The 18,025-nt window shown below is 70.9% G+C and carries 15 protein-coding genes and 3 pseudogenes; 3 read left to right on the top strand and 15 right to left on the bottom strand.

Annotated elements, in window-relative coordinates:
* From ABZT17_RS37505 to ABZT17_RS37525, 5 genes and pseudogenes are all read right to left on the bottom strand, one after another.
* Nucleotides 1–96: pseudogene (locus ABZT17_RS37505) on the bottom strand (electron transfer flavoprotein subunit beta); the annotation flags it as partial.
* Nucleotides 97–127: 31 nt separating this feature from the next.
* Nucleotides 128–886 carry a GntR family transcriptional regulator gene (locus tag ABZT17_RS37510; RefSeq protein ID WP_356355946.1) on the bottom strand — a complete coding sequence of 253 codons (759 nt, stop codon included), beginning with the start codon at nucleotides 884–886 and terminating at the stop codon, nucleotides 128–130.
* On the bottom strand, nucleotides 879–2,045 hold the full coding sequence (locus ABZT17_RS37515; protein WP_356355947.1) for an acyl-CoA dehydrogenase family protein: 1,167 nt from the start codon (nucleotides 2,043–2,045) through the stop codon (nucleotides 879–881). Before ABZT17_RS37515 ends, ABZT17_RS37510 begins: the two co-directional genes overlap by 8 nt.
* Before the next feature lie 49 nt (nucleotides 2,046–2,094).
* Nucleotides 2,095–3,285: a CaiB/BaiF CoA-transferase family protein gene (locus ABZT17_RS37520; protein WP_356355949.1), complete on the bottom strand. Its 1,191-nt coding sequence runs from the start codon at nucleotides 3,283–3,285 to the stop codon at nucleotides 2,095–2,097.
* 1 nt (nucleotide 3,286) lies between these two features.
* Nucleotides 3,287–4,591: an MmgE/PrpD family protein gene (locus ABZT17_RS37525; RefSeq protein ID WP_356355950.1), complete on the bottom strand. Its 1,305-nt coding sequence runs from the start codon at nucleotides 4,589–4,591 to the stop codon at nucleotides 3,287–3,289.
* Nucleotides 4,592–4,807: 216 nt separating this feature from the next.
* Here ABZT17_RS37525 and ABZT17_RS37530 point away from each other — a divergent pair, with 216 nt between their 5' ends.
* Nucleotides 4,808–5,725: a hypothetical protein gene (locus ABZT17_RS37530; protein ID WP_356355951.1), complete on the top strand. Its 918-nt coding sequence runs from the start codon at nucleotides 4,808–4,810 to the stop codon at nucleotides 5,723–5,725.
* A 99-nt stretch (nucleotides 5,726–5,824) separates the two neighbouring features.
* On the opposite strand, the gene ABZT17_RS37535 is transcribed toward ABZT17_RS37530, so the two are convergent.
* Genes ABZT17_RS37535 through ABZT17_RS37550 form a run of 4 tightly spaced genes read right to left on the bottom strand, consistent with a single transcriptional unit; the run spans nucleotide 5,825 to nucleotide 10,368 of the window.
* Complete coding sequence (locus ABZT17_RS37535) at nucleotides 5,825–6,091, bottom strand: hypothetical protein (protein ID WP_356355953.1); 267 nt, start codon at nucleotides 6,089–6,091, stop codon at nucleotides 5,825–5,827.
* A 50-nt stretch (nucleotides 6,092–6,141) separates the two neighbouring features.
* The gene (locus ABZT17_RS37540; protein WP_356355955.1) at nucleotides 6,142–7,551 is read right to left on the bottom strand and encodes a FadD3 family acyl-CoA ligase; all 1,410 of its coding nucleotides are present in this window, start codon (nucleotides 7,549–7,551) and stop codon (nucleotides 6,142–6,144) included.
* Nucleotides 7,552–7,588: 37 nt separating this feature from the next.
* Entirely contained in the window at nucleotides 7,589–8,767 is a 1,179-nt protein-coding gene (locus ABZT17_RS37545; protein WP_356355957.1) for an amidohydrolase family protein, read from the bottom strand.
* 38 nt (nucleotides 8,768–8,805) lie between these two features.
* The gene (locus ABZT17_RS37550; protein ID WP_356355959.1) at nucleotides 8,806–10,368 is read right to left on the bottom strand and encodes an AMP-binding protein; all 1,563 of its coding nucleotides are present in this window, start codon (nucleotides 10,366–10,368) and stop codon (nucleotides 8,806–8,808) included.
* Nucleotides 10,369–10,493: 125 nt separating this feature from the next.
* On the opposite strand from ABZT17_RS37550, the gene ABZT17_RS37555 reads away from it, so the two are divergent.
* Nucleotides 10,494–11,213, top strand: coding sequence for an enoyl-CoA hydratase/isomerase family protein (locus ABZT17_RS37555; protein WP_356355961.1), 720 nt, complete (start codon nucleotides 10,494–10,496; stop codon nucleotides 11,211–11,213).
* A gap of 93 nt (nucleotides 11,214–11,306) precedes the next feature.
* On the opposite strand, the gene ABZT17_RS37560 is transcribed toward ABZT17_RS37555, so the two are convergent.
* The 3 genes from ABZT17_RS37560 to ABZT17_RS37570 form a co-directional block, all read right to left on the bottom strand.
* Nucleotides 11,307–12,065 carry an SDR family NAD(P)-dependent oxidoreductase gene (locus tag ABZT17_RS37560; protein WP_356355963.1) on the bottom strand — a complete coding sequence of 253 codons (759 nt, stop codon included), beginning with the start codon at nucleotides 12,063–12,065 and terminating at the stop codon, nucleotides 11,307–11,309.
* Nucleotides 12,062–12,898 (bottom strand): TauD/TfdA family dioxygenase, encoded by an 837-nt coding sequence (locus ABZT17_RS37565; protein WP_356355965.1) that lies wholly within the window; start codon nucleotides 12,896–12,898, stop codon nucleotides 12,062–12,064. The genes ABZT17_RS37560 and ABZT17_RS37565 overlap by 4 nt, the downstream gene beginning before the upstream one ends.
* Before the next feature lie 67 nt (nucleotides 12,899–12,965).
* Nucleotides 12,966–14,207: an MFS transporter gene (locus ABZT17_RS37570; protein WP_356355967.1), complete on the bottom strand. Its 1,242-nt coding sequence runs from the start codon at nucleotides 14,205–14,207 to the stop codon at nucleotides 12,966–12,968.
* 142 nt (nucleotides 14,208–14,349) lie between these two features.
* On the opposite strand from ABZT17_RS37570, the gene ABZT17_RS37575 reads away from it, so the two are divergent.
* The gene (locus ABZT17_RS37575) at nucleotides 14,350–15,270 is read left to right on the top strand and encodes a LysR family transcriptional regulator (protein WP_356355969.1); all 921 of its coding nucleotides are present in this window, start codon (nucleotides 14,350–14,352) and stop codon (nucleotides 15,268–15,270) included.
* Nucleotides 15,271–15,322: 52 nt separating this feature from the next.
* Here the strand turns inward: ABZT17_RS37575 and ABZT17_RS37580 are convergent, their stop codons facing one another.
* From ABZT17_RS37580 to ABZT17_RS37590, 3 genes and pseudogenes are all read right to left on the bottom strand, one after another.
* Nucleotides 15,323–16,531 carry a CoA transferase gene (locus ABZT17_RS37580; protein ID WP_356356004.1) on the bottom strand — a complete coding sequence of 403 codons (1,209 nt, stop codon included), beginning with the start codon at nucleotides 16,529–16,531 and terminating at the stop codon, nucleotides 15,323–15,325.
* Nucleotides 16,528–16,736, bottom strand: a pseudogene (locus tag ABZT17_RS37585) (aldehyde dehydrogenase family protein). Before ABZT17_RS37585 ends, ABZT17_RS37580 begins: the two are co-directional and overlap by 4 nt.
* A 70-nt stretch (nucleotides 16,737–16,806) precedes the next feature.
* A pseudogene (locus ABZT17_RS37590) lies at nucleotides 16,807–18,000 on the bottom strand (aldehyde dehydrogenase family protein); the annotation flags it as partial.
* Between the last annotated feature and the right edge of the window lie 25 nt (nucleotides 18,001–18,025).

The raw sequence follows: 18,025 nt of genomic DNA on the forward strand, positions 1-18,025 counted from the left end.
CACGTCGTCCCGGTCGACGGTCAGGTCATCGGCGAAGTGCCGGTCGCCAGTGGCGTCGGGCACGTACTTCACAGTGACAACGATCCTCAAGCTCAAGGTTCCTTCTCCTCAACAGGTTGTACGGAATTCACTGACCGCTGCGCCGCAGCCGCACGCGATACGAGTAGTGCTCGGGCAGGAAGTGACTGATGGCCAGCTCGACGAGCTGCCCGGCGACCGTCTGGTAGACACGGTCGATGCGCAGCAGGGCATGGCCGATCTCGCAGCCGAGGTGTTTGGCGAGCTGGGGCGTGGCCTCGGCGACCGTGATGCTCTGCTCGGCCTCGGCGATCGGTTCGGGCAGGCGCTGGTCGAGCAGCCCGATGACGGTGAACGCGTTGGGTGTGCCCGGCAGCGTCAACTCCTGGACGGATTCGAGGAGTCGGCCTACGGCGGGCGGCAGCCAGACCGACGTGTGGCAGAACGCCACATCCTCGTGGAGACGCAGGAACGCCAGCTTGTGCACCCGGTCGGTGTGCAGACCCAGTCGGCCCGCCGCGTCGACGTCGACCCGCCGGTGCAGGGGCGTGACCACGTCCATACGGGTGTCGATGGACAGCCCCATCAGGTCGTCCACCGAGCCGAACTGCCGTAGATACTGCTCCTCCCGGGGTGTGGCGAACGTACCGCGCCCCGGCACCCGGTAGACCAGCCCCTCCGTGACCAGGTCCTGGAAGGCGCGCCGCACCGTCTGCCGGCTCACCCCGTACGTCTCGGCCAGCTCGGCCTCCGTGGGCAGCCGTACTCCTTCCGGGTAGTCGTGCCGCAGGATCGCCGCACGCAGCTCCCGTCCGAGCCGCACGTATGTGCTCTCCCGCGGTGTCTCCCGCTGTGACTGCTCAGCCATCGAGGCCGCCTCGTGCCACCAACTGGGCCGCGATCACGTTCCGTTGGATCTCGTTGGTGCCCTCGCCGACGATCATCAGCGGGGCGTCACGGAAGTACCGCTCGACGTCGAACTCCGTCGAGTAGCCGTAACCCCCGTGGATCCGTACGGCGTTGAGAGCGATCTCCATCGCCGTCTCGGAGGCGAACAGTTTGGCCATGCCCGCCTCCATGTCGACCCGGCGTCCGGCATCCGCCTCGCGGGCCGCGTGGAGCGTCAGCTGGCGTGCCGCGGTGAGCTTGGTCGCCATGTCGGCGAGGTAGTTGCCGATGGACTGATGGCGCCAGATCGGTCTGCCGAAGCTCTCGCGCTCCTGGGCGTAGCGCAGCGAGTCGTCCAGCGCCGCCCGCCCCACTCCCAACGCCCGTGCGGCGACCTGGAGCCGGCCGGTCTCCAGCCCCTTCATCATCTGGCCGAAGCCATGGCCCTCCGCGCCGCCGAGCAGTGCCTCGACGGGCACCCGGTAGTCCTCGAAGGACAACTCGCAGCTCTCCACGCCCTTGTAGCCGAGCTTGGGCAGATCACGGGAGACGACCAGGCCGGGGCCGTGCTCGGCCAGCAGGATCGAGATACCGGCGTGGTGTGGTTCCGCGGCCGGGTCGGTCTTGCACAGCAGGGCGATCAGGCCGGCCCGGCGGGAGTTGGTGATCCAGGTCTTCGCCCCGTTGACGACGTACTCCTCGCCCTCGCGCCGCGCTACCGTCGTCATCGCCTGCAGGTCGGAGCCACCGCCCGGTTCGGTCAGTGCCATGGTCGCCCGCACCTCGCCGGTGGCCAACCGCGGGAGATAGCGCCGCTTCTGCTCCTCCGTGCCGTACATCAGCAGCAGTTTGGCGACCACCGTGTGTCCGCCCATCGCCCCGGCCAGACTCATCCAGCCACGCGCCAGTTCCTCGGTGACCAGCACGAAGCAGGGCGTGGAAACGGGGTTGCCGCCGTACTCCTCCGGGATCGCCAGCCCGTAGATGCCGAGTTCCTTCATCCGCTCGATGAGATTCTCGGGATAGGTGTCCCCGTGCTCCAGTTCCTGGACGACCGGCTTGACGTCCTTGTCGACGAACTGGCGCACGGTCCGCACGACGAGCCGCTCGTCGTCGGAGAGGATGTCCAGGACGCTCATCGCACGGATCTCCACATCGGCCGGGTGGGTGAGGGAAGGGGGGAAGCGGTCAGATGACGGTGTCGGTGCGCAGCGCCTCGATGTCGTCGTGGGTACGGCCGAGTTCCGCGAGGATCGCCTCGGTGTGCTCGCCCACCGCCGGTACGGGGTCCATGCGCGCGGGCACGCCCGCCAGGTCGGCCGGTGGAAGCAGTGCCTGTACGGTCGCACCGGGCACGGCCACCTCCCGCCACCTCCCTCGCGCGGCCAGCACCGGGTGGTCGAGGAACGCGGCGACGTCGTTGACCCCGGCGCACGCGATGCCGATCTCCTCCAGGTCCTTGAGGATCTCCTCGGCGTCGGAGCGGGCCAGGCGTTCGGCGACGATCGCGTTCAACTCCTCGCGGCGTACGACACGCTGGGATCCGGTGGCGAAGCGTGGATCGTCCGTCAGTCCCGGCCGGCCCAGGAACCGGTCGCACAGGGCCGCCCACTCGCGCTCGTTCTGGATGGAGAAGAGAACCTGCTTTCCGTCGGCGGTGGCGAAGGCGCCGTACGGGGCGATGGTGGCGTGCTGGGTGCCGAGCCGGGCGGGCTGACTGCCGCCGTACCGCGTGTAGTTGGCGGGCTGGCCCATCCACTCGGCGAGGGCCTCGAAGAGGGACACCTCGACGGGATGCACCCTGCCGGTGGTGGCCCGCGTGTAGAGGGCGGTCAGGACGCCGCTGTAGGCGTACATCCCGGCGGCGATGTCCGCGACGGAGATGCCCACGCGGGCGGTGGCTTCGGCGGTCCCGGTGAGGGAGACCAGACCGGTCTGGCACTGCACCAGCAGGTCGTAGGACTTGCGGTCGGCCCAGGGCCCGGTCGTGCCGTAACCGGAGATCGTGCACGGGATCAGCCGCGGGTGGCGTTCGGTCAGCGCCTCGGTGCCGAGGCCGAGCCGGTCGGCGGCGCCCGGCGCCAGGTTCTGCACGAACACGTCCGCTCCGTCGAGGAGTTGGTGCAGGACGGCCAGGCCGCGCGGGTCCTTGAGATCCAGGGTGAGGGACTCCTTGGACCGGTTGAGCCAGACGAAATAGCTGGAGTGGCCGTGCACGGTCGTGTCGTAGCGGCGCGCGAAGTCGCCCTCGCCCGGCCGCTCCACCTTGATCACCCGCGCGCCGAGATCGGCGAGCTGCCGGGTGGCGTAGGGCGCGGCCACGGCCTGCTCCAGGCTGACCACCGTGACGCCGGACAGGGGAAGCTGCTGCACGGTCACCTCATGCCTCCTGGTCCTCGTGGGGCAACTGTGTGTCCTCGTGGGCGAACCGCGTCTCCTGGTACGGGAACCGTGTTCGCAACACCTCGCGCGCGCCCGCCCAGGTCAGGCCGTCCAGCAGCGCCGGCACCTCAGGACCGCAGGCCGCGGCCTTGGCGCGCAGATCGTCGTCGGAGGGAGGGCGTCCAGGCGAACCGGGCGGCAGCGCCGACTCGGTGCACACCTCGCCGCCGTCGGCCAGTTCGATCCGCAAGCGGACCTCGCCGTCCAGCAGAGTGCGGTTCTCGCCCGGCAGCAGGACCGTACGCACACGGTCGATGAGCCGGAGCGCCTCGGGCCGCCGTACCGCCTCGTCCGTGAAGCTGTCGAAGCCCGGATAGTCGTCCAGCAGCGCGGTGGCCACCGCGTACGGCAGTGAGAACTTGCCTTCCAGCCCGGTTCCCGGCCGGTCGTGGATGAGCGGCTGGACCGTCCCCGCGGGCGTCGTCACGGTGATCGCGCTGATCTCCGCGCCCACCTGGCCACGGCCCAGCCGCCCACCGCTCACCGGCTCCCGGACCGCATGGTCGCCACCCAGCTGGTCACGCACCTCGCGCAGCGCCGCGATGGGCCTCTGCATGGCATAGCAGCAGGGAAACAGCTTGACGGCGAGGCCGCCCGGAACCGCCGGCGTCCCCGGAAAGCCTGACACCGTCCCCCCGACCCGCTTCAGCCACGCTTCGAGTGCCCGTGGATCAGCGGTGGCGCCCGCCCGCGCCAACCGCGCGGCCCGGACGCCCGCGTCGGCCGCGAAGCCGACCTGGAGCGACTTGCCGTGCGTCCCGAACGCCTCCTGGACCCCGCCCGCGGCGGGCACGGCGAGAGCCATCGCCGTCGCGAGCCCCGCCGCGTCCAGACCGAGGGCGACCCCGGCCGCCACGGCGGCGGCCGGAGCGCCTGCCGTACAGGTCGCGTGCCACCCCGCCGCGTAGTGCTCCCAGCCCAGCATCGCCCCGAGCCGGGCCATCACCCCGGCCCCCGCCAGATAGGCGCGCGCGTCCCCGCCCACCGCGAGCACGGCGGGCACGGTGACCACCGAGACATGGGTGGTGGTGTCCGTGTGCAGGTCGTCGAAGTCCAGTACATGCGCCATGGCCGCCCAGCGTGCCGCGTCCGGCAACGGCGCGGCGACGGAGCGCAGGGGGTGGGTGCGGGCGGCCAGCGCCACGGCGACGGTGTCGGCCAACGCCCGCTCGGCGAGCGCGAGGTCGTCGGGCGTCGCGCGGTACTCATGGGCCCACTCGGCGAGGGCTCGGGCGACGGTCAACGGTCCCCCTGGGGTTCGGCGCCTGCTTCTCGTACGGCCAAGAAGTCCTTCGCCAGATTTGTACGGCCAAATCCTCGACCCTGTCAACGACGAACCCGCCACCCCGACCTGTGGCTTACCGCACTGTCTTGACGTGACGCGGCCGACATCCACACCATGCCGGGGCTTTGTACGCAACAATGTGGCACCTGGCCAGGCACGCCCTCGGGAGTCCAGTTGCCCCACTCCGAACCCGAAGCCACACCCGCCGCCGGCTTCGGCATCCTCGAAGAGACCGCCCGTACCTGGCGTCCCGAGGACGTCCGTACGACCGACGTCCTCGACCCGGCGCCCACGGCGGCCCTCTCCGCCGTACTCGACCTGCCCGAGCCGGCCGCCGCCGACGGCGATCCGCTGCCGCCGTTGTGGCACTGGCTGCACTTCCTGTCCTGGCCACGGCAGACCGCACTCGGCCCCGACGGGCATCCGCGGGACGGTCGCTTCCTGCCCCCGCTGCCTCAGCGGCGGCGGATGTTCGCGGGCGGACGGCTGGAGGTGACCGCTCCGCTGCTGCTGGGCCGGCCGGCCCAGCAGCACAGCCGGGTCAGCCAGGTGCGGCCGAAACGCGGCCGCAGCGGCGATCTGCTCTTCGTCACCGTGCGCAGCGAGTACCGGCAGGACGGGCGGCTGTGCCTCACCGAGGAACAGGATCTGGTCTACCGCAGCGGTGGCGAGGCGCCGGTGCCGGCCGCGCCGACACTCGACCCGGAGGCCCCGCCCCTCGCGGGCGCCGCCCCCTGGCAGCAGGAGTGGCGCACCGACTCCACCCTCCTCTTCCGCTTCAGCGCCCTCACCGCGAACGCCCACCGAATCCACTACGACAGCCCGTACGCGACCGGAGTCGAGGGCTACCCGGGGCTGGTGGTGCACGGGCCGCTACTGGTCCTCGCGCTGCTCGAACTGGTCTGCCGGCCATCGCCGTCGAGAGCCCCGCGGCCCGTGCGGTCCGTGTCGTACCGGTTGCTCAAGCCCGTCTTCTGCGGTGAGCGACTCCTCGCCTGCGGCATCCCCCACCACGACGGCTCCTCCGCCGGCCTGCACATCGCGAGCCACCGCGAGGAAGCCCACGCCCGGGCGGACGTGGGCTTCGGGTGAGGCCGTGACCCCGGCCCCGGCGTCCCCTTGGCCTGCAGAGTCCCCTGAACGCCTGGGCCCCAAGCGCCTGAGCCCTACTGAGGGAAGCTTTCTGCGCAGTCAGTTCTCGCGGCTGGGATCGCACAGCACCATGACCGCGCGGGCCACGAGTTCGCCGGCGCCGCCCAGTTCCTGACGGTAGCGGCCGGTCGTCCCCCGTACGGTCTCCGCGAAAGCCGGGTCAGCCGCGCGGGCGCGGGCGGGTGCGGGGAGTTCCTGGGCCATCGCGCGGCGGCGTGCCAGCAGCGCGATGATCTCGTCGTCGAGACGCGCTATCCGGTCGAGGGACGGGTCCACCGTCGGCTCGGCAGCCTGCTGGGTCGTCACGAGGTCACTCCGTTCGCCTGCGGGTGCCGGATCGCGGCTCCCGTCCGTCCTCATCGCAATTGGTCCTTCATCACTTTGCCCGTGGCGTTGACCGGCAACTCCTCGCGGAACTCGACGGATCGAGGCACTTTGAATCCGGCCATGTGCTCACGGCTCCAGGCGATCAGCTCCGCTTCGGTCACCGGCCCCTGCCGCACGACGAACGCCTTGCCCACCTGGCCCATCCGTTCGTCGGGTACGCCGACCACCGCGACCCGCGCCACCGCCGGATGCCTCAGCAGGAAGCCCTCGATCTCGGCGGGGTAGGCGTTGAAGCCGCCGACCAGGAACATGTCCTTCTTCCGGCCGACGATCCTCAAGTGCCCCCGCTCATCCAGGGATCCGAGGTCTCCGGTGTGCAGCCAGCCGTTCTCGTCGATCGCCTCGGCGGTGGCATCCGGGTCGTCCAGATAGCCGCGCATCACGCTGTAGCCGCGCACGAGAACCTCGCCGTCGTCGGCGATGCGCACCTCGACGCCCTCGCACGGGGTGCCGACCGTGGTGGCGATGGACTCGAAGGAGTCGCCGGGGCGGGAGGCGGTGACCGTGCCGGCCTCCGACAGCCCGTAGCCCGTCATGATCGAGCGGAAGGGCAGTTCCTCGCGGACCCGGCGGATGAGCTCGACCGGGATGTCGGCCGAACCGGTGACCGCGCACCGCAGCGAGGACAGGTCCCGGCCGCCCTTCTCCTGCGCCTCCAGGAGGGAGTGGTAGAGCGTGGGAGGCCCCGGCAGCATCGTCACCCGCTCGCGCTCGACGAGATCGAGCACTCGGTCCACGTCGAAGACCGGTACGGGCAGAATGGTCGCGCCACGGATCAGGGAGGCGACGCAGCCGGCCTTGTAGCCGAAGATGTGGAAGAACGGGTTGACGATCAAGTAGCGGTCGCCTTCCCGGAGATCGGCCAGGTCGCACCACTCCGCGTACAGGCGGAGCGTCTGGGCGTGCGTCATCATGACGCCCTTGGGGCGCCCGGTGGTGCCCGAGGTGAACACGATGTCGGCCACGTCGTCGCCGCTCACCTCACGCTCGAACGGCGAACCGCCCTCCAGGAAGCCGGACTTGAGGTCGATCACCGGAATGCCGGGCGGCCCGGTGAACTCCAGTCCCAGAAAGCCCTGTTGGACCAGTACCGCTTTGGCGCCGCTGCGTACGACGATGTCGTTCGCCTCGTCCGCCTTGAACCGGGTGTTGACCGGGACGAGGACCCCGCCGGCGGTGAGTAGCCCGAACGCGGCCACGATCCACTCCGCGGAGTTGGGCGCCCAGATCGCCACCCGGTCGCCCTTGCCGACGCCGAGCGCGGCGAAGGCGCCCGCCGCCACCCGTACCCGCTCGGCGAGTTGGGTGAAACTGAGGCGGAGCGGGCCGTCGACGACCGCTTCGGCGTCACCGAAGCGGTCCGCCGCGCTGAGCACCATCCGGGGGATGGTCGGCCATGTCGGGCGCTCTGCCATGTCAGGCCGGGATCAGCCGGGACAGGTTGCCGCCCATGATCTTCGCCTGGTGGGCCTCGGGAAGGCCCTGGATGGCGTCGACGTACGAGGTCGGCTGGGCCAGCCCCTCGGGGTGCGGGTAGTCGGAGCCGAAGAGCACCCGGTCCACGCCGATCAGGTCCACGAGGTCGCCCAGGTTCTCCTCGTAGAACGGGCTGACATGGATGCTGTCCTTGACCGCCTGTACCGGGTCGCCGAGGAACTGCTCGGGCATCTTCTTGTACACGTCGGCGAGTTGGTCGAGCAGCGGGGCCACCCAGGAGGAGCCGTTCTCGATCAGCGCGATCTTCAGTCCCGGGTGACGGAACAGTGCGCCGTGGCACACCCAGGAGGCCACCGCGTCCTGGATCGGCCGCCACTCGTTGACCTGTCGGAAGGCGTTCGACTTGAACGGCAGCATCTCGGCGGAGCTGCCCTCCCAGTCGTTGGCGTACCGGGAGTAGCCGCTGTCGGAGGAGTGCATCGCGACGAGCACCCCGGTCTCCACGACCCGCTTCCAGAACGGGTCGAACTCCTCCACCGCGAAGGACCGCGAGCCGCCGTACCCGGGAACCGGCGCGGGCCGGACGAGAATGGCCTTCGCGCCGCGCTCCACGGCCCAGTTGAGCTCCGCGATCGCCTTCTCGACGATCGGCAGGGTGATCACCGGGGTGGTGAAGATCCGGTCCTTGTAGTTGAACTGCCAGGTTTCGTACAGCCACTCGTTGAGCGAGTGGATCACGGCGTGGATGAGCTCCGGGTGGTGCCGCATCCGCTCCTCGATGAGGCTCGCGAGCGTCGGGAACATCAGGGTGCGCTGTACGCCGAGCTCGTCCAGCAGCTCCAGGCGGGGCCCCGGTTCACGGTAGGCGGGGATCGAGCGCATCGGCTCGCCGAAGATCTCCCGGCGGGACTTGCCGTCCGGGTTGCCCACGCGGAAGTACTCCTCCATCGCGCCCGGGCAGGCGACCACCTCGAAGGTGGGGTTGGGGATGTAGTCGCTGATCTGGCCGAGGATCGCGATCTTCGTACGGCCGCGGACCTGCACGTACTCGATCGCTCCCGCGTACTGCTTCGGGAGGAACTTGGTCAGCGCCTCCTCGGTCTCGTACAGGTGGTTGTCCGCGTCGAAGAGCGGATACGGCAGCGCACGCGAAGACATGAGACCCTCCTTTGCGATTTGAGAGAATCATATTCTCATCAATTGCGTACGGCAATGTCCTGCCGGAGTCGGAACTTCTGCACCTTGCCGCTCGCCGTGCGCGGGAACTCCGCCACCTCGTGCAGCTCCTCGGGCCACTTCTGCCGGGCCAGACCCACCTGGGCGAAGTGGGCGCGCATCGCGTCGAGCGAGGGGAGGGGGTGTCCGGGCAGCATGCGCAGGAACCCGGCCGCGTGCTCGCCGAGCCGTGCGTCGGGGGCGGCCACCACCGCTGCCTCCGCGACACCGGGCAGGGAGAGGAGCACCTCCTCGACCTCCATCGCGCTGATGTTCTCGCCGCCCCGGATGATGATGTCGGCCTTGCGGCCGGTGATGGTCAGATAGCCGTCCGCGTCCAACTCGCCCATGTCGCCTGTGTGATACCAGCCGTCGTCGTCGAACGCCCGCGCCGTCAGGGCCGGGTCGGTGTAGCCGAGGCACAGGTCCGGACCCCGGCTGAGGATCTCGCCGTCCTCGGCGAGCCGTATCTCCACGCCCGGCAGCGCGTCCCCGTCCGTGAACAGCCGCTTGGGCTCGGGAGCGGTGTGCCGGGAGGAGGTGATCGAGGGGTGCTCGGTGCTGCCGTAGGCCCGGAAGACATGGATGCCGAGACCGGCCAGCCGTGTGGTCACGGCCGCCGGCACGGACGAACCGCCGAGCCCCGCGTAGCGCAGATGGCGCAGATGGCCGGTGGTGAAGTCCGGGTGGTCGAGAAGGCTGGTGACGTAGTACGGCGCACCGCCCCCGATGTGGAGTCCGTGGCCGGTCATCAGGCGCAGGGCCTGAGCGGGGTCCCAGATGTCGGTGAGGTTGACGGGTGTGCCGTCCAGGACCGGGATCAGGAAGGCGTTCACCATGCCGATGAAGTGGCCGACAGGGGCCGCGGTGAGCTGGTCGCCCCGGTCGGGCGGATAGCTGGCGGCGAGCTGACGGGTCTCGTGGCCGAGGGTCTGATGGCTGTGGAGGACGCCCTTCGGGTCCCGGGTCGTGCCGGAGGTGAAGGCGATGAGGGCGGCGGAGGCCGGGTCGGCCGGGAGCGTTGCGGTGAGGGGTTCGTCGCTCAGCAGCTCCTCGAAGTCCTGGGCCCGCGGCTCGTGTCGGGCGGTGGGGCCCACCACGCCCACCACGGGCACGTTCGCGCAGAGGTCCGGCTGGAACTCCAGCCGCCCGAACCGCTCGGCGGTGACGAAGGCGCTGGGCTCGACGGCGTCGAGGATGTAGCCGACCTCCTTGCGCCCGTAGAAGTGGACGATCGGCACGACGGTCGCCCCGAGGAACGCCGACGCCCAGAACACCGCGGCGGCCTCCATCCAGTTGGGCAGCTGGAAGGCGACCGTGTCGCCCGGACCGACGCCCCGCTCGCGCAGTCCGGCCGCGAGCCGGCGCGCGACCTCCTCGACGTCCCGGAAGGTGCCCCACCAGGGACGGGCGGCCGAGTGGACCCGGAACTCGGTGTCCGGCGCCGCCGCCAGGCCCCGCGTCAGCAGGTCACCGATCGTGTCCCGGGTCCACCACCCCTCGGCCGTGTAGCGCTCGGTCAACTCGACTGGGATCTTTCGCATCTGCGGCTACCTCCAGTACTGCGGCGGCTCTTCGAGGCATCGGAAGGCGTCAGGGTTGCGGCGACCTGCGGCGCATACGCTATTCTCGCAATTGGAGAATGCCAATATCCCCCGGGGGTAATCGAGTGATCGACCTCGAACTGGACGATGGCCTGGCCGTTCTCACGATCGACCGCCCCCACGCCCGCAACGCCATCTCGCTCGCCACCATGGACGAGTTGGAGAAGGCCCTCGACGCGGCGGCCGGCGCGCGGACCCTGGTGATTCGGGGAGCCGGGGACCGGGCCTTCGTCTCCGGGGGAGACCTCAAGGAACTCGCCGCGATCCGCACCGAGGAGGACGCGGCGGCGATGGCCTGGCGGATGCGCGGCATCTGCGACCGGATCGCCGCCTTCCCCGCACCCGTCGTCGCCGCCCTGAACGGCCATGCCCTCGGCGGTGGGGCCGAGGTGGCGGTCGCCGCCGACATCCGCGTCGCCGCCGCCGACATCAGGATCGGCTTCAACCAGGTGACGCTCGCGATCATGCCCGCCTGGGGCGGCGCCGAACGGCTCGCCGCACTGATCGGCCGCGGCCGCGCGCTGATGCTCGCCGGCACCGGAACGCTGCTCTGCGCCGACGAGGCGCACACTCTCGGCCTGATCGACCGCGTACTGCCCCGGGCCGACTTCGACGAAGGATGGCGTACGCTCGCCCGTTCCCTCGCCACCGGCCCGGCGGCGGAGATCAAACGCGTGGTGGACGAGGGCACTTCGGCCGACGAGGCGGTCCGCGCCTTCGCGCGGCTGTGGGCCGCCGACGCGCACTGGGAGGCGGCGGACCGGGCGATGACCCGCGGAAAGTGACCGATGCCCGGCCTTCCGGGACCGGTACGGGGTGAGAGCCGTGCGGCGGGCGACGCGTGAGGATCGCCTCGCCCGCCGACTCCCCCCTGCCGGTCAGGTGTTGCGCCCGCCGTTGACCCCGATGATCTGGCCGGTGATGTAGCCCGCCTCCTCCGACACCAGGAAGGAGCAGGCCGCCGCGATGTCCTCGGGCCGTCCCGGCCGCCGTACCGGAGTGCGTTCCGCGTGGTGGTCCACCGAGCCGCCGAGCAGCCCCTGTTCCTCGGAGGCGCGCAGCATCGGTGTGTCGATGAAACCGGGTGGAATGGTGTTCACGGTGATCCCCACCGGACCGAGTTCCAGGGCGAGGGACTTGGTGAAGCCCACCAGGCCGGCCTTCGAGGCGACGTAGTGCGCCATGTACGGCTGCCCCGAATGCGTGCTGGACGACGAGATGTTGACGATCCGCCCCCACCCGGCTTCCTTCATGTCCGGCACGACCGCCTGGCAGAGGTAGAACGGGCCGTTGAGGTTCACGGCCATGATCCGGTCCCAGGTCGCGTCGGCGATCTTCAGGAAGGGGTCGAAGCCGGTGACCCCCGCGTTGTTGACGAGCACCAGCACCGGCCCGCCCAGGAGCTCCCGGACCCGCTGCACGGCGGTGTTCACCTGCGCCCGGTCGGACACGTCCACGCCCCCGAGGGCGACCGCCTCATGGCCCTTCTGCCGCGACTCGTCGGCCACCCGCTCGGCGGCCGCCTCGTTCAGATCGAGTACCCCGGTGGCGAAGCCGTCCTCCGCGAGCCGCTGGGAGATCGCCCGCCCGATGCCCGAACCGCCACCCGTGACCAGGGCCACTCGCCGCTCGCTCATGCCACCGCCTCCTCGCCCAGCAGCGAGGTGCGGTGCATGAGACGGGCGGAGGCCTCTCCGTAGGGGAGAGCGCGGTGCAGCATTCCGGTGTTGTCCCAGATGACGAGGTCGCCCTGGCGCCAGCGGTGCCGGAGGGTGAAGCGCGGCGCGGTGGCGTGGTCGAGCAGCCGGTCGAGCAACTCCCGTCCCTCGGCCGCCGTACGGCCCACGACCTCGCCGGCCGTGGCGCCGATCAGCAGGGACTTGCGCCCGCTGCCGCGGGTCCAGACGAGCGGGTGCTCGCGTGCGGGGCTGCGGTCCCAGGCCGCCCGCTCACCGGGGGTGGGGTGCGGCGTCACCAGGAGCTGGGAGGCGGCGAAACTGTGCACCACGCGCAGACCGTCCAGCTCCTTCTGCTCCGCCTCCGACAGCGCCTCGTAGGCGGCGAAGGCGTTGGCGAACTCGGTGTCGCCGTCGTCGTCCCCCGAGATCTGCCGGGCCGTCAGAAGGGTCGCCTTGTTGGGTACTTGCTCCGTGGTGCCGTCGATGTGCCAGTGGAACGTGGACTCGCGGTAGGCGGCCAGCGGGCTCTTCGACGGGTCGCGGGTGATCCGCTGGATCTCCCGGTAGGCCGGGTGGCCGCCCATCGGCAGCGGCACGACCTCGCCGAGCAACCGGCTGAACGCCACCAGATCGTCGTCGTCGACGTCGGCCTCGCGGTAGATCACCACCCCGCGCCGTTCCAGCGCGGCCAGGCATTCCTCCGCGACGCCCCGGTCGACCAGACGGCTCCCGGAGAGGCCGGAGATCTCGACGCCGGTGGTGGGGGTGAGTTCGGTGACGGTGACGGGCATTCGTGGGCGGCCCTTCTCTCGGATCCGTAAAAGCATCTTCTCTCTTAGAGAGAATGACGTTTCCGATTCAGGCTACTCCGTCGGTGCGCAGCTGCGCCATCTCCGGGGAGGGAGCGATACGGCGTGGCAGCAGCAGCGGTGTGGCCAGCAGGAGGACGCCGGCGACGGCAAGCGCCGTGCGCGGCCCGGTCAGGCCGGCCAGCAGCCCCCACAGGGCGGTGAGAGCGGCGGTCGTCGCCTTGCCGGTGACCGACCAGGCGGCGAGGACCCGGGACACCCGGCCGGTGTCCGTCTGCTGGAGGCGGTAGGTGGTGTACACCGGGTTGAAGACGGCGCTGGAGGTGATCACTCCCAGTTCCACGATCATGACGAGCGCCAGCCCCGGGACACCGGGCCGCACGAAGGCGAGCCCGAGCGGCCAGCACGCGCGCACCACCCCGGACACCCGCAGCACCCGGAACTGCCCGTACCGCGCCACGAGCCGCCGGGCCAGCCGCGAACCGAGCAGACCGCCGAGACAGGGCACGGAGAAGGCGAGCCCGTACTGCCAGGGCGCGAAGCCGAGATCGCCGACCATCAGTACCGCGAGCAACGGAAGCGCCACCATGATCAGGCCGTTGACCAGGAGCACGTTGAAGAACAGCGGGCGCAGCAGCGGATGGGCGAGGATGTAGCGCCAGCCTTCGAGCAGACCGCCCGCGGGCGCCGGTCCCGTCCGTTCCGGGCGCGACTCCGTCCCGCCGATCCGCCGGAGCCCGAGGGCCGACAGCAGATAACTGACCGCGTCGGCCACTACGGTCGCCACCGGCCCGAACACTCCGATCGCCGCCCCGCCGAGCGGAGGTCCCAGTACGGTGGCGGTCCACTGGGTCGACTCGAAGCGGGCGTTCGCGGTGAGCAGGTCCCGGGCCGGCAGCAGCGACTTGAGGAACGCGCCGCTCGCCGCGAGGAAGCCGATGTCGGCCGCGGCGACGACGACGGACACAACCAGCAGTTGTACGAAGCTGAGTCCCCCCGCCGCGAAGGAGACCGGGATGGTGAGCAGCGCCAGGAACCGGACCAGGTCCATGGCCATCATCACGGGCCGCTTGCGGCGGAACTCCACCCACGGCCCGAGCGGCACCGCCACCGCCGCCCCGACCGCGAGCCCGGCGGCCTTCAGCAGTGCCACCTCGGTCGCCCCGGCATGCAGGACGATCACCGCGATCAGTGAGAACGCGTCGAAGGCGAGCTGGGTGCCGAGTGTGCTGACCGAGTACGCCGCCCACAGCCACCCGAACCGCCGCCCCAGCGCCTGCCCGCCCCGCATGCCCGTCTCCCCGCCTCGCCCGCATTCCGACCGGCGACATCAAAGCCGGTCACGAGGCGACGGGGCAAACAACCGACACGCACGACACCCCACAACCAGAAGTTGTGGGAGAGGCGCATGCCGAACGTTGTAGAAAGGGCCTGTGGATCTCGACGCAGTGCGCACCTTCGTGGCCGTGGCGGACGCCGGACGGTTCCGGGAGGCCGCCCTCGCCCTCTCGGTCACCCAGCAGGCCGTCTCCAAGCGGGTGGCCGCCCTGGAGAAGGATCTGGAGGTACGGCTGTTCACCCGCACGGCACGTGGCGCGAGCCTCACCGTCGACGGACATGTCTTCCTTCCCCACGCCCGCGACCTGCTGCGGGCCGAGGAACGGGCGGCGGACTCGGTGCGCCCCGGCCGGCGCGCCCTGCGCGTCGACGTCATCGGCCGCAGGCTCGCGCCCGCCGACCTGGTCCGCGACTTCCATCGCGCCCACCCCGCAACTGCCCTCGACGTCGTGACCCTGTTCGACGCCGACGCGGCTCTCACCGCCGTCCGCTCCGGCAGCATCGACGCGTCCTTCCGCGCCCTCACCCTGCCCGCACACCAACTGCCCGACGGCATCGAGGCCGCCCGCGTCCACGACGAACCGATCGAACTGCTCACGGGCCCCACCCACCCGCTCGCCGCCGCCCGCACCCTCACCCCGGCCCAACTGGCCGGGCACCGCATCTGGATGCCCGGCAACGTCGCCGGCACCGAGTGGGCGGTCTTCTACGACGACCTCGCCGCGGCCTTCGGGTTCACCATCGAGGTCACCGGGCCCGACTTCGGCACCGAGCCGCTGCTCGACACCATCGCCGACTCACCGCTGCTCGGGACCTTCGTCGGCGCCCGGACCCGCTTCGTCTGGCCCGCCCACCACGACCTGCGCCGCATCCCGCTGCACGGCCCGACACCGGTCTACCCCCACTCGCTCATCTGGCGCGCCGACAACCCCCACCCCGCCCTGACCGCCCTCCGCGCCCACCTCGGCACCCTCCGCCCCGCGCGCGAGACCTGGACCCCGAAATGGGCCCGGTAGCCCAGCAGGACGGGCACGGGCCCGTTCGCGGTGCCCGCTGAAGGACCCGCCCCTACGTCACCGCCCCCGCCGCCTTCAGCGCCAGGATCCGGTCCCAGTCCAACCCCAGCTCCATCAGGATCTCCTCGGTCTGCGCGGCGAACTCCGGCGCCGCCCCCAACTCGGGTGCGGCGACATCGAACTGCACCGGACTCGCGGCGAGTTCGAGCTCCCCGGCCCGCACCAGGTACTCGTTGGCCCGCACCTGGGCGTCCGAGCCCACCTGCAGGGAGTCCTGTACGGGGGCCCAGGGCCCGGCAAGGGTGGCGAACCGCTCGGTCCACTCGGCGAGGGTGCGGCCGGCGATCGCCTCGCGCAGGAGCTTGACCGCTTCCCCGGTGTTCGAGGCGATGTCGGCGGCGGTCGCGAACCGCGGGTCCTCGGCCAGCTCGGGCCGGTCGATGTGCCGGCACACGTCCGCCCAGAACTTGCCCGGCTGCATCATCACAAAGGCCAGATAGCGGCCGTCGGCCGTGCGGTACAGCCCGGACAGCGGGTTGACGGGGGAGCCGTGCGCCCCGAGCGCGGGCGCCACCATGGGCTTGTCGAGGTGCACGGAGAGGGCGATTCCGTGCCCGAGGGACCAGACACCGCTGCCCAGCAGGGAGACGTCCACCACCGACGCCTCACCGGTCCGCTCCCGCTTCAGCAGGGCCGCCGCGATGCCGCCGGCGAGGTTCGTGCCGGAGATGGTGTCGCCGTAGGCGGGCCCCGGAGGCGGGATCATGCCCTCGGTTCCCGGCGGAGTGAGGCTGGCCGCCGTACCGGCCCGTGCCCAGAACGCCGTCATGTCGTACCCGCCCTTGTCCGCCTCCTGCCCACGCGGGCCGAGCGCACTGCCCCGGGCGTAGACGATCCGCGGATTCACCGCGCGGATGTCGTCCACGTCGATGCCGAACTTCCGCCGCGCCGAGGGGAGGAAGCTGGTCAGGAACACGTCCGCCCGCCGGGTCAGGTCGTGGAGCACCTCCCTGCCCTCCGGCCGCGCCATGTCCAGGCCGATGCTGCGCTTGCCCCGGTTGGCGTGCTCGACGTTGGGGTTGGGATCGCCCTCCACCTTGAAGGTGCCGGTCTGGCGCAGCCCGCGCTGGGGATCGCCGTTGACCGCGTGCTCCACCTTGATGACGTCGGCGCCCCAGTCGGCGAGAACGGCACCGGCCGACGGCACGAAACCGTACATCGCCACTTCGAGAACCCGGATTCCGTCCAGCGGGCCGCTCATCCGACGACCTCCCCGAAGGTCTTGCGCTCCATGAACTCCTCCAGACCGTCGACGCCCTTTTCCCTGCCGATGCCCGACTGCTCGTAGCCCCCGAAGGGGGTGTCGGGGAAGAAGTAGTTGCCGCCGTTGACACTGAACGTGCCGGTGCGGATCCGCCGTGCTCGGCGATCCGCACGGCCTCGTCCTCGTCGTCGTAGGGGATCACCGCGAGGACCGGTCCGAAGACCTCCTCCCGGGCCGGCTCGCTGCCCGGGTCGACGCCGCGCGAGCGGCGTCGGCGTGTAGAAGAACCCGGGGTCCACGCGTTTGCCGCCGGTGATCAGCGTGGCGCCCGCCGCCACCGCCCGCCGCACCATGCCGTCGACCTTGTCGCGCCGGCGCTCGCTGATGAGCGGGCCCATGCAGGTGCGCGGATGTGCGGGATCCCCGTACCGCACCCGCTCCAGGTCCGCCGCGACCTGCTCGACGATCGCGTCGTGGTGTCGGCGCGGCACCAGCATCCGGGAGGTGATGGCGCAACTCTGGCCCGCGTGCGGGCAGATCATGTACGCCGCGTACCGCGCGGCACCGGCGAAGTCGGCGTCGTCCAGGACGATCAGGGCCGATTTGCCGCCGAGTTCGAGGAAGACCCGCTTCACCGTGGAGCTCGCGGCGGCCATGACACGGCGGCCGGTGGCCGTGGAGCCGGTGAAGCTGACCAGGTCGATGTCCCGGTGCGTGGTGAGCAGTTCGCCGATCGCCGGGTCGGAGGAGGTGAGGACGTTGACCACGCCCGGCGGTATGTCCGTGTGCTCCGCGACGAGTTCACCGAGGGCGAGGGTGATCAGCGGGGTGTCCGGGGCGCCCTTGAGGACGACCGTGCAGCCCGCGGCGAGCGCCGGAGCCAGCTTCGCCAGGGCGAGTTGGGTGGGGTAGTTGTACGGCACGATCGCCGCCAGGACCCCTCCCGCCTCCTTCTCCACCCAGCGGTGGTGTTGCCGGCCGAGGTACTCGACCTCGCCGAGATCCTCGGTGAAGGGATGTGTCCGCAGCCCGGCGTAGTGGCGGACCAGTTCCACGGGCTCGTCGAGCTGCTGGCCCTGGGTGAGCATGCGGGGCGCGCCCACCTCGGCGATCGTCAACTCGCGCAGCTCTTCCAGATGTTCGGTGAGCGCGCCGTGGAGCTGGTCGAGGCAGTGGACACGGAAGTCCCGGTCCCTCGCCCAGCCGGTGGAGTCGAAGGCCCGGCGGGCCGCCGCCACGGCCGCCTCGGCCTGCTCGGTCGTGGCGTCGGGGGCGTGGCCCAGGACCTCCCCGGTGGCGGGGTTGAGCGTACTGGACGTCCGCCGGGCGTCGACGAGCTGGCCGTCGACGAGCAGACGACGTGCGGATCCGGTGCCGGTCGGCGCGCTGTGCGGGAGTGGCATCCCGTTCCCTTCCCGACGGTGGAGCAGAGCGGCGGAAACTGAGTTCTCGATTTTGAGAACCATACCTGGAGGCGAAGTCACCGTCACG

This window comes from Streptomyces sp. NPDC005648 (assembly GCF_040605395.1).
Lineage (GTDB): Bacteria > Actinomycetota > Actinomycetes > Streptomycetales > Streptomycetaceae > Streptomyces.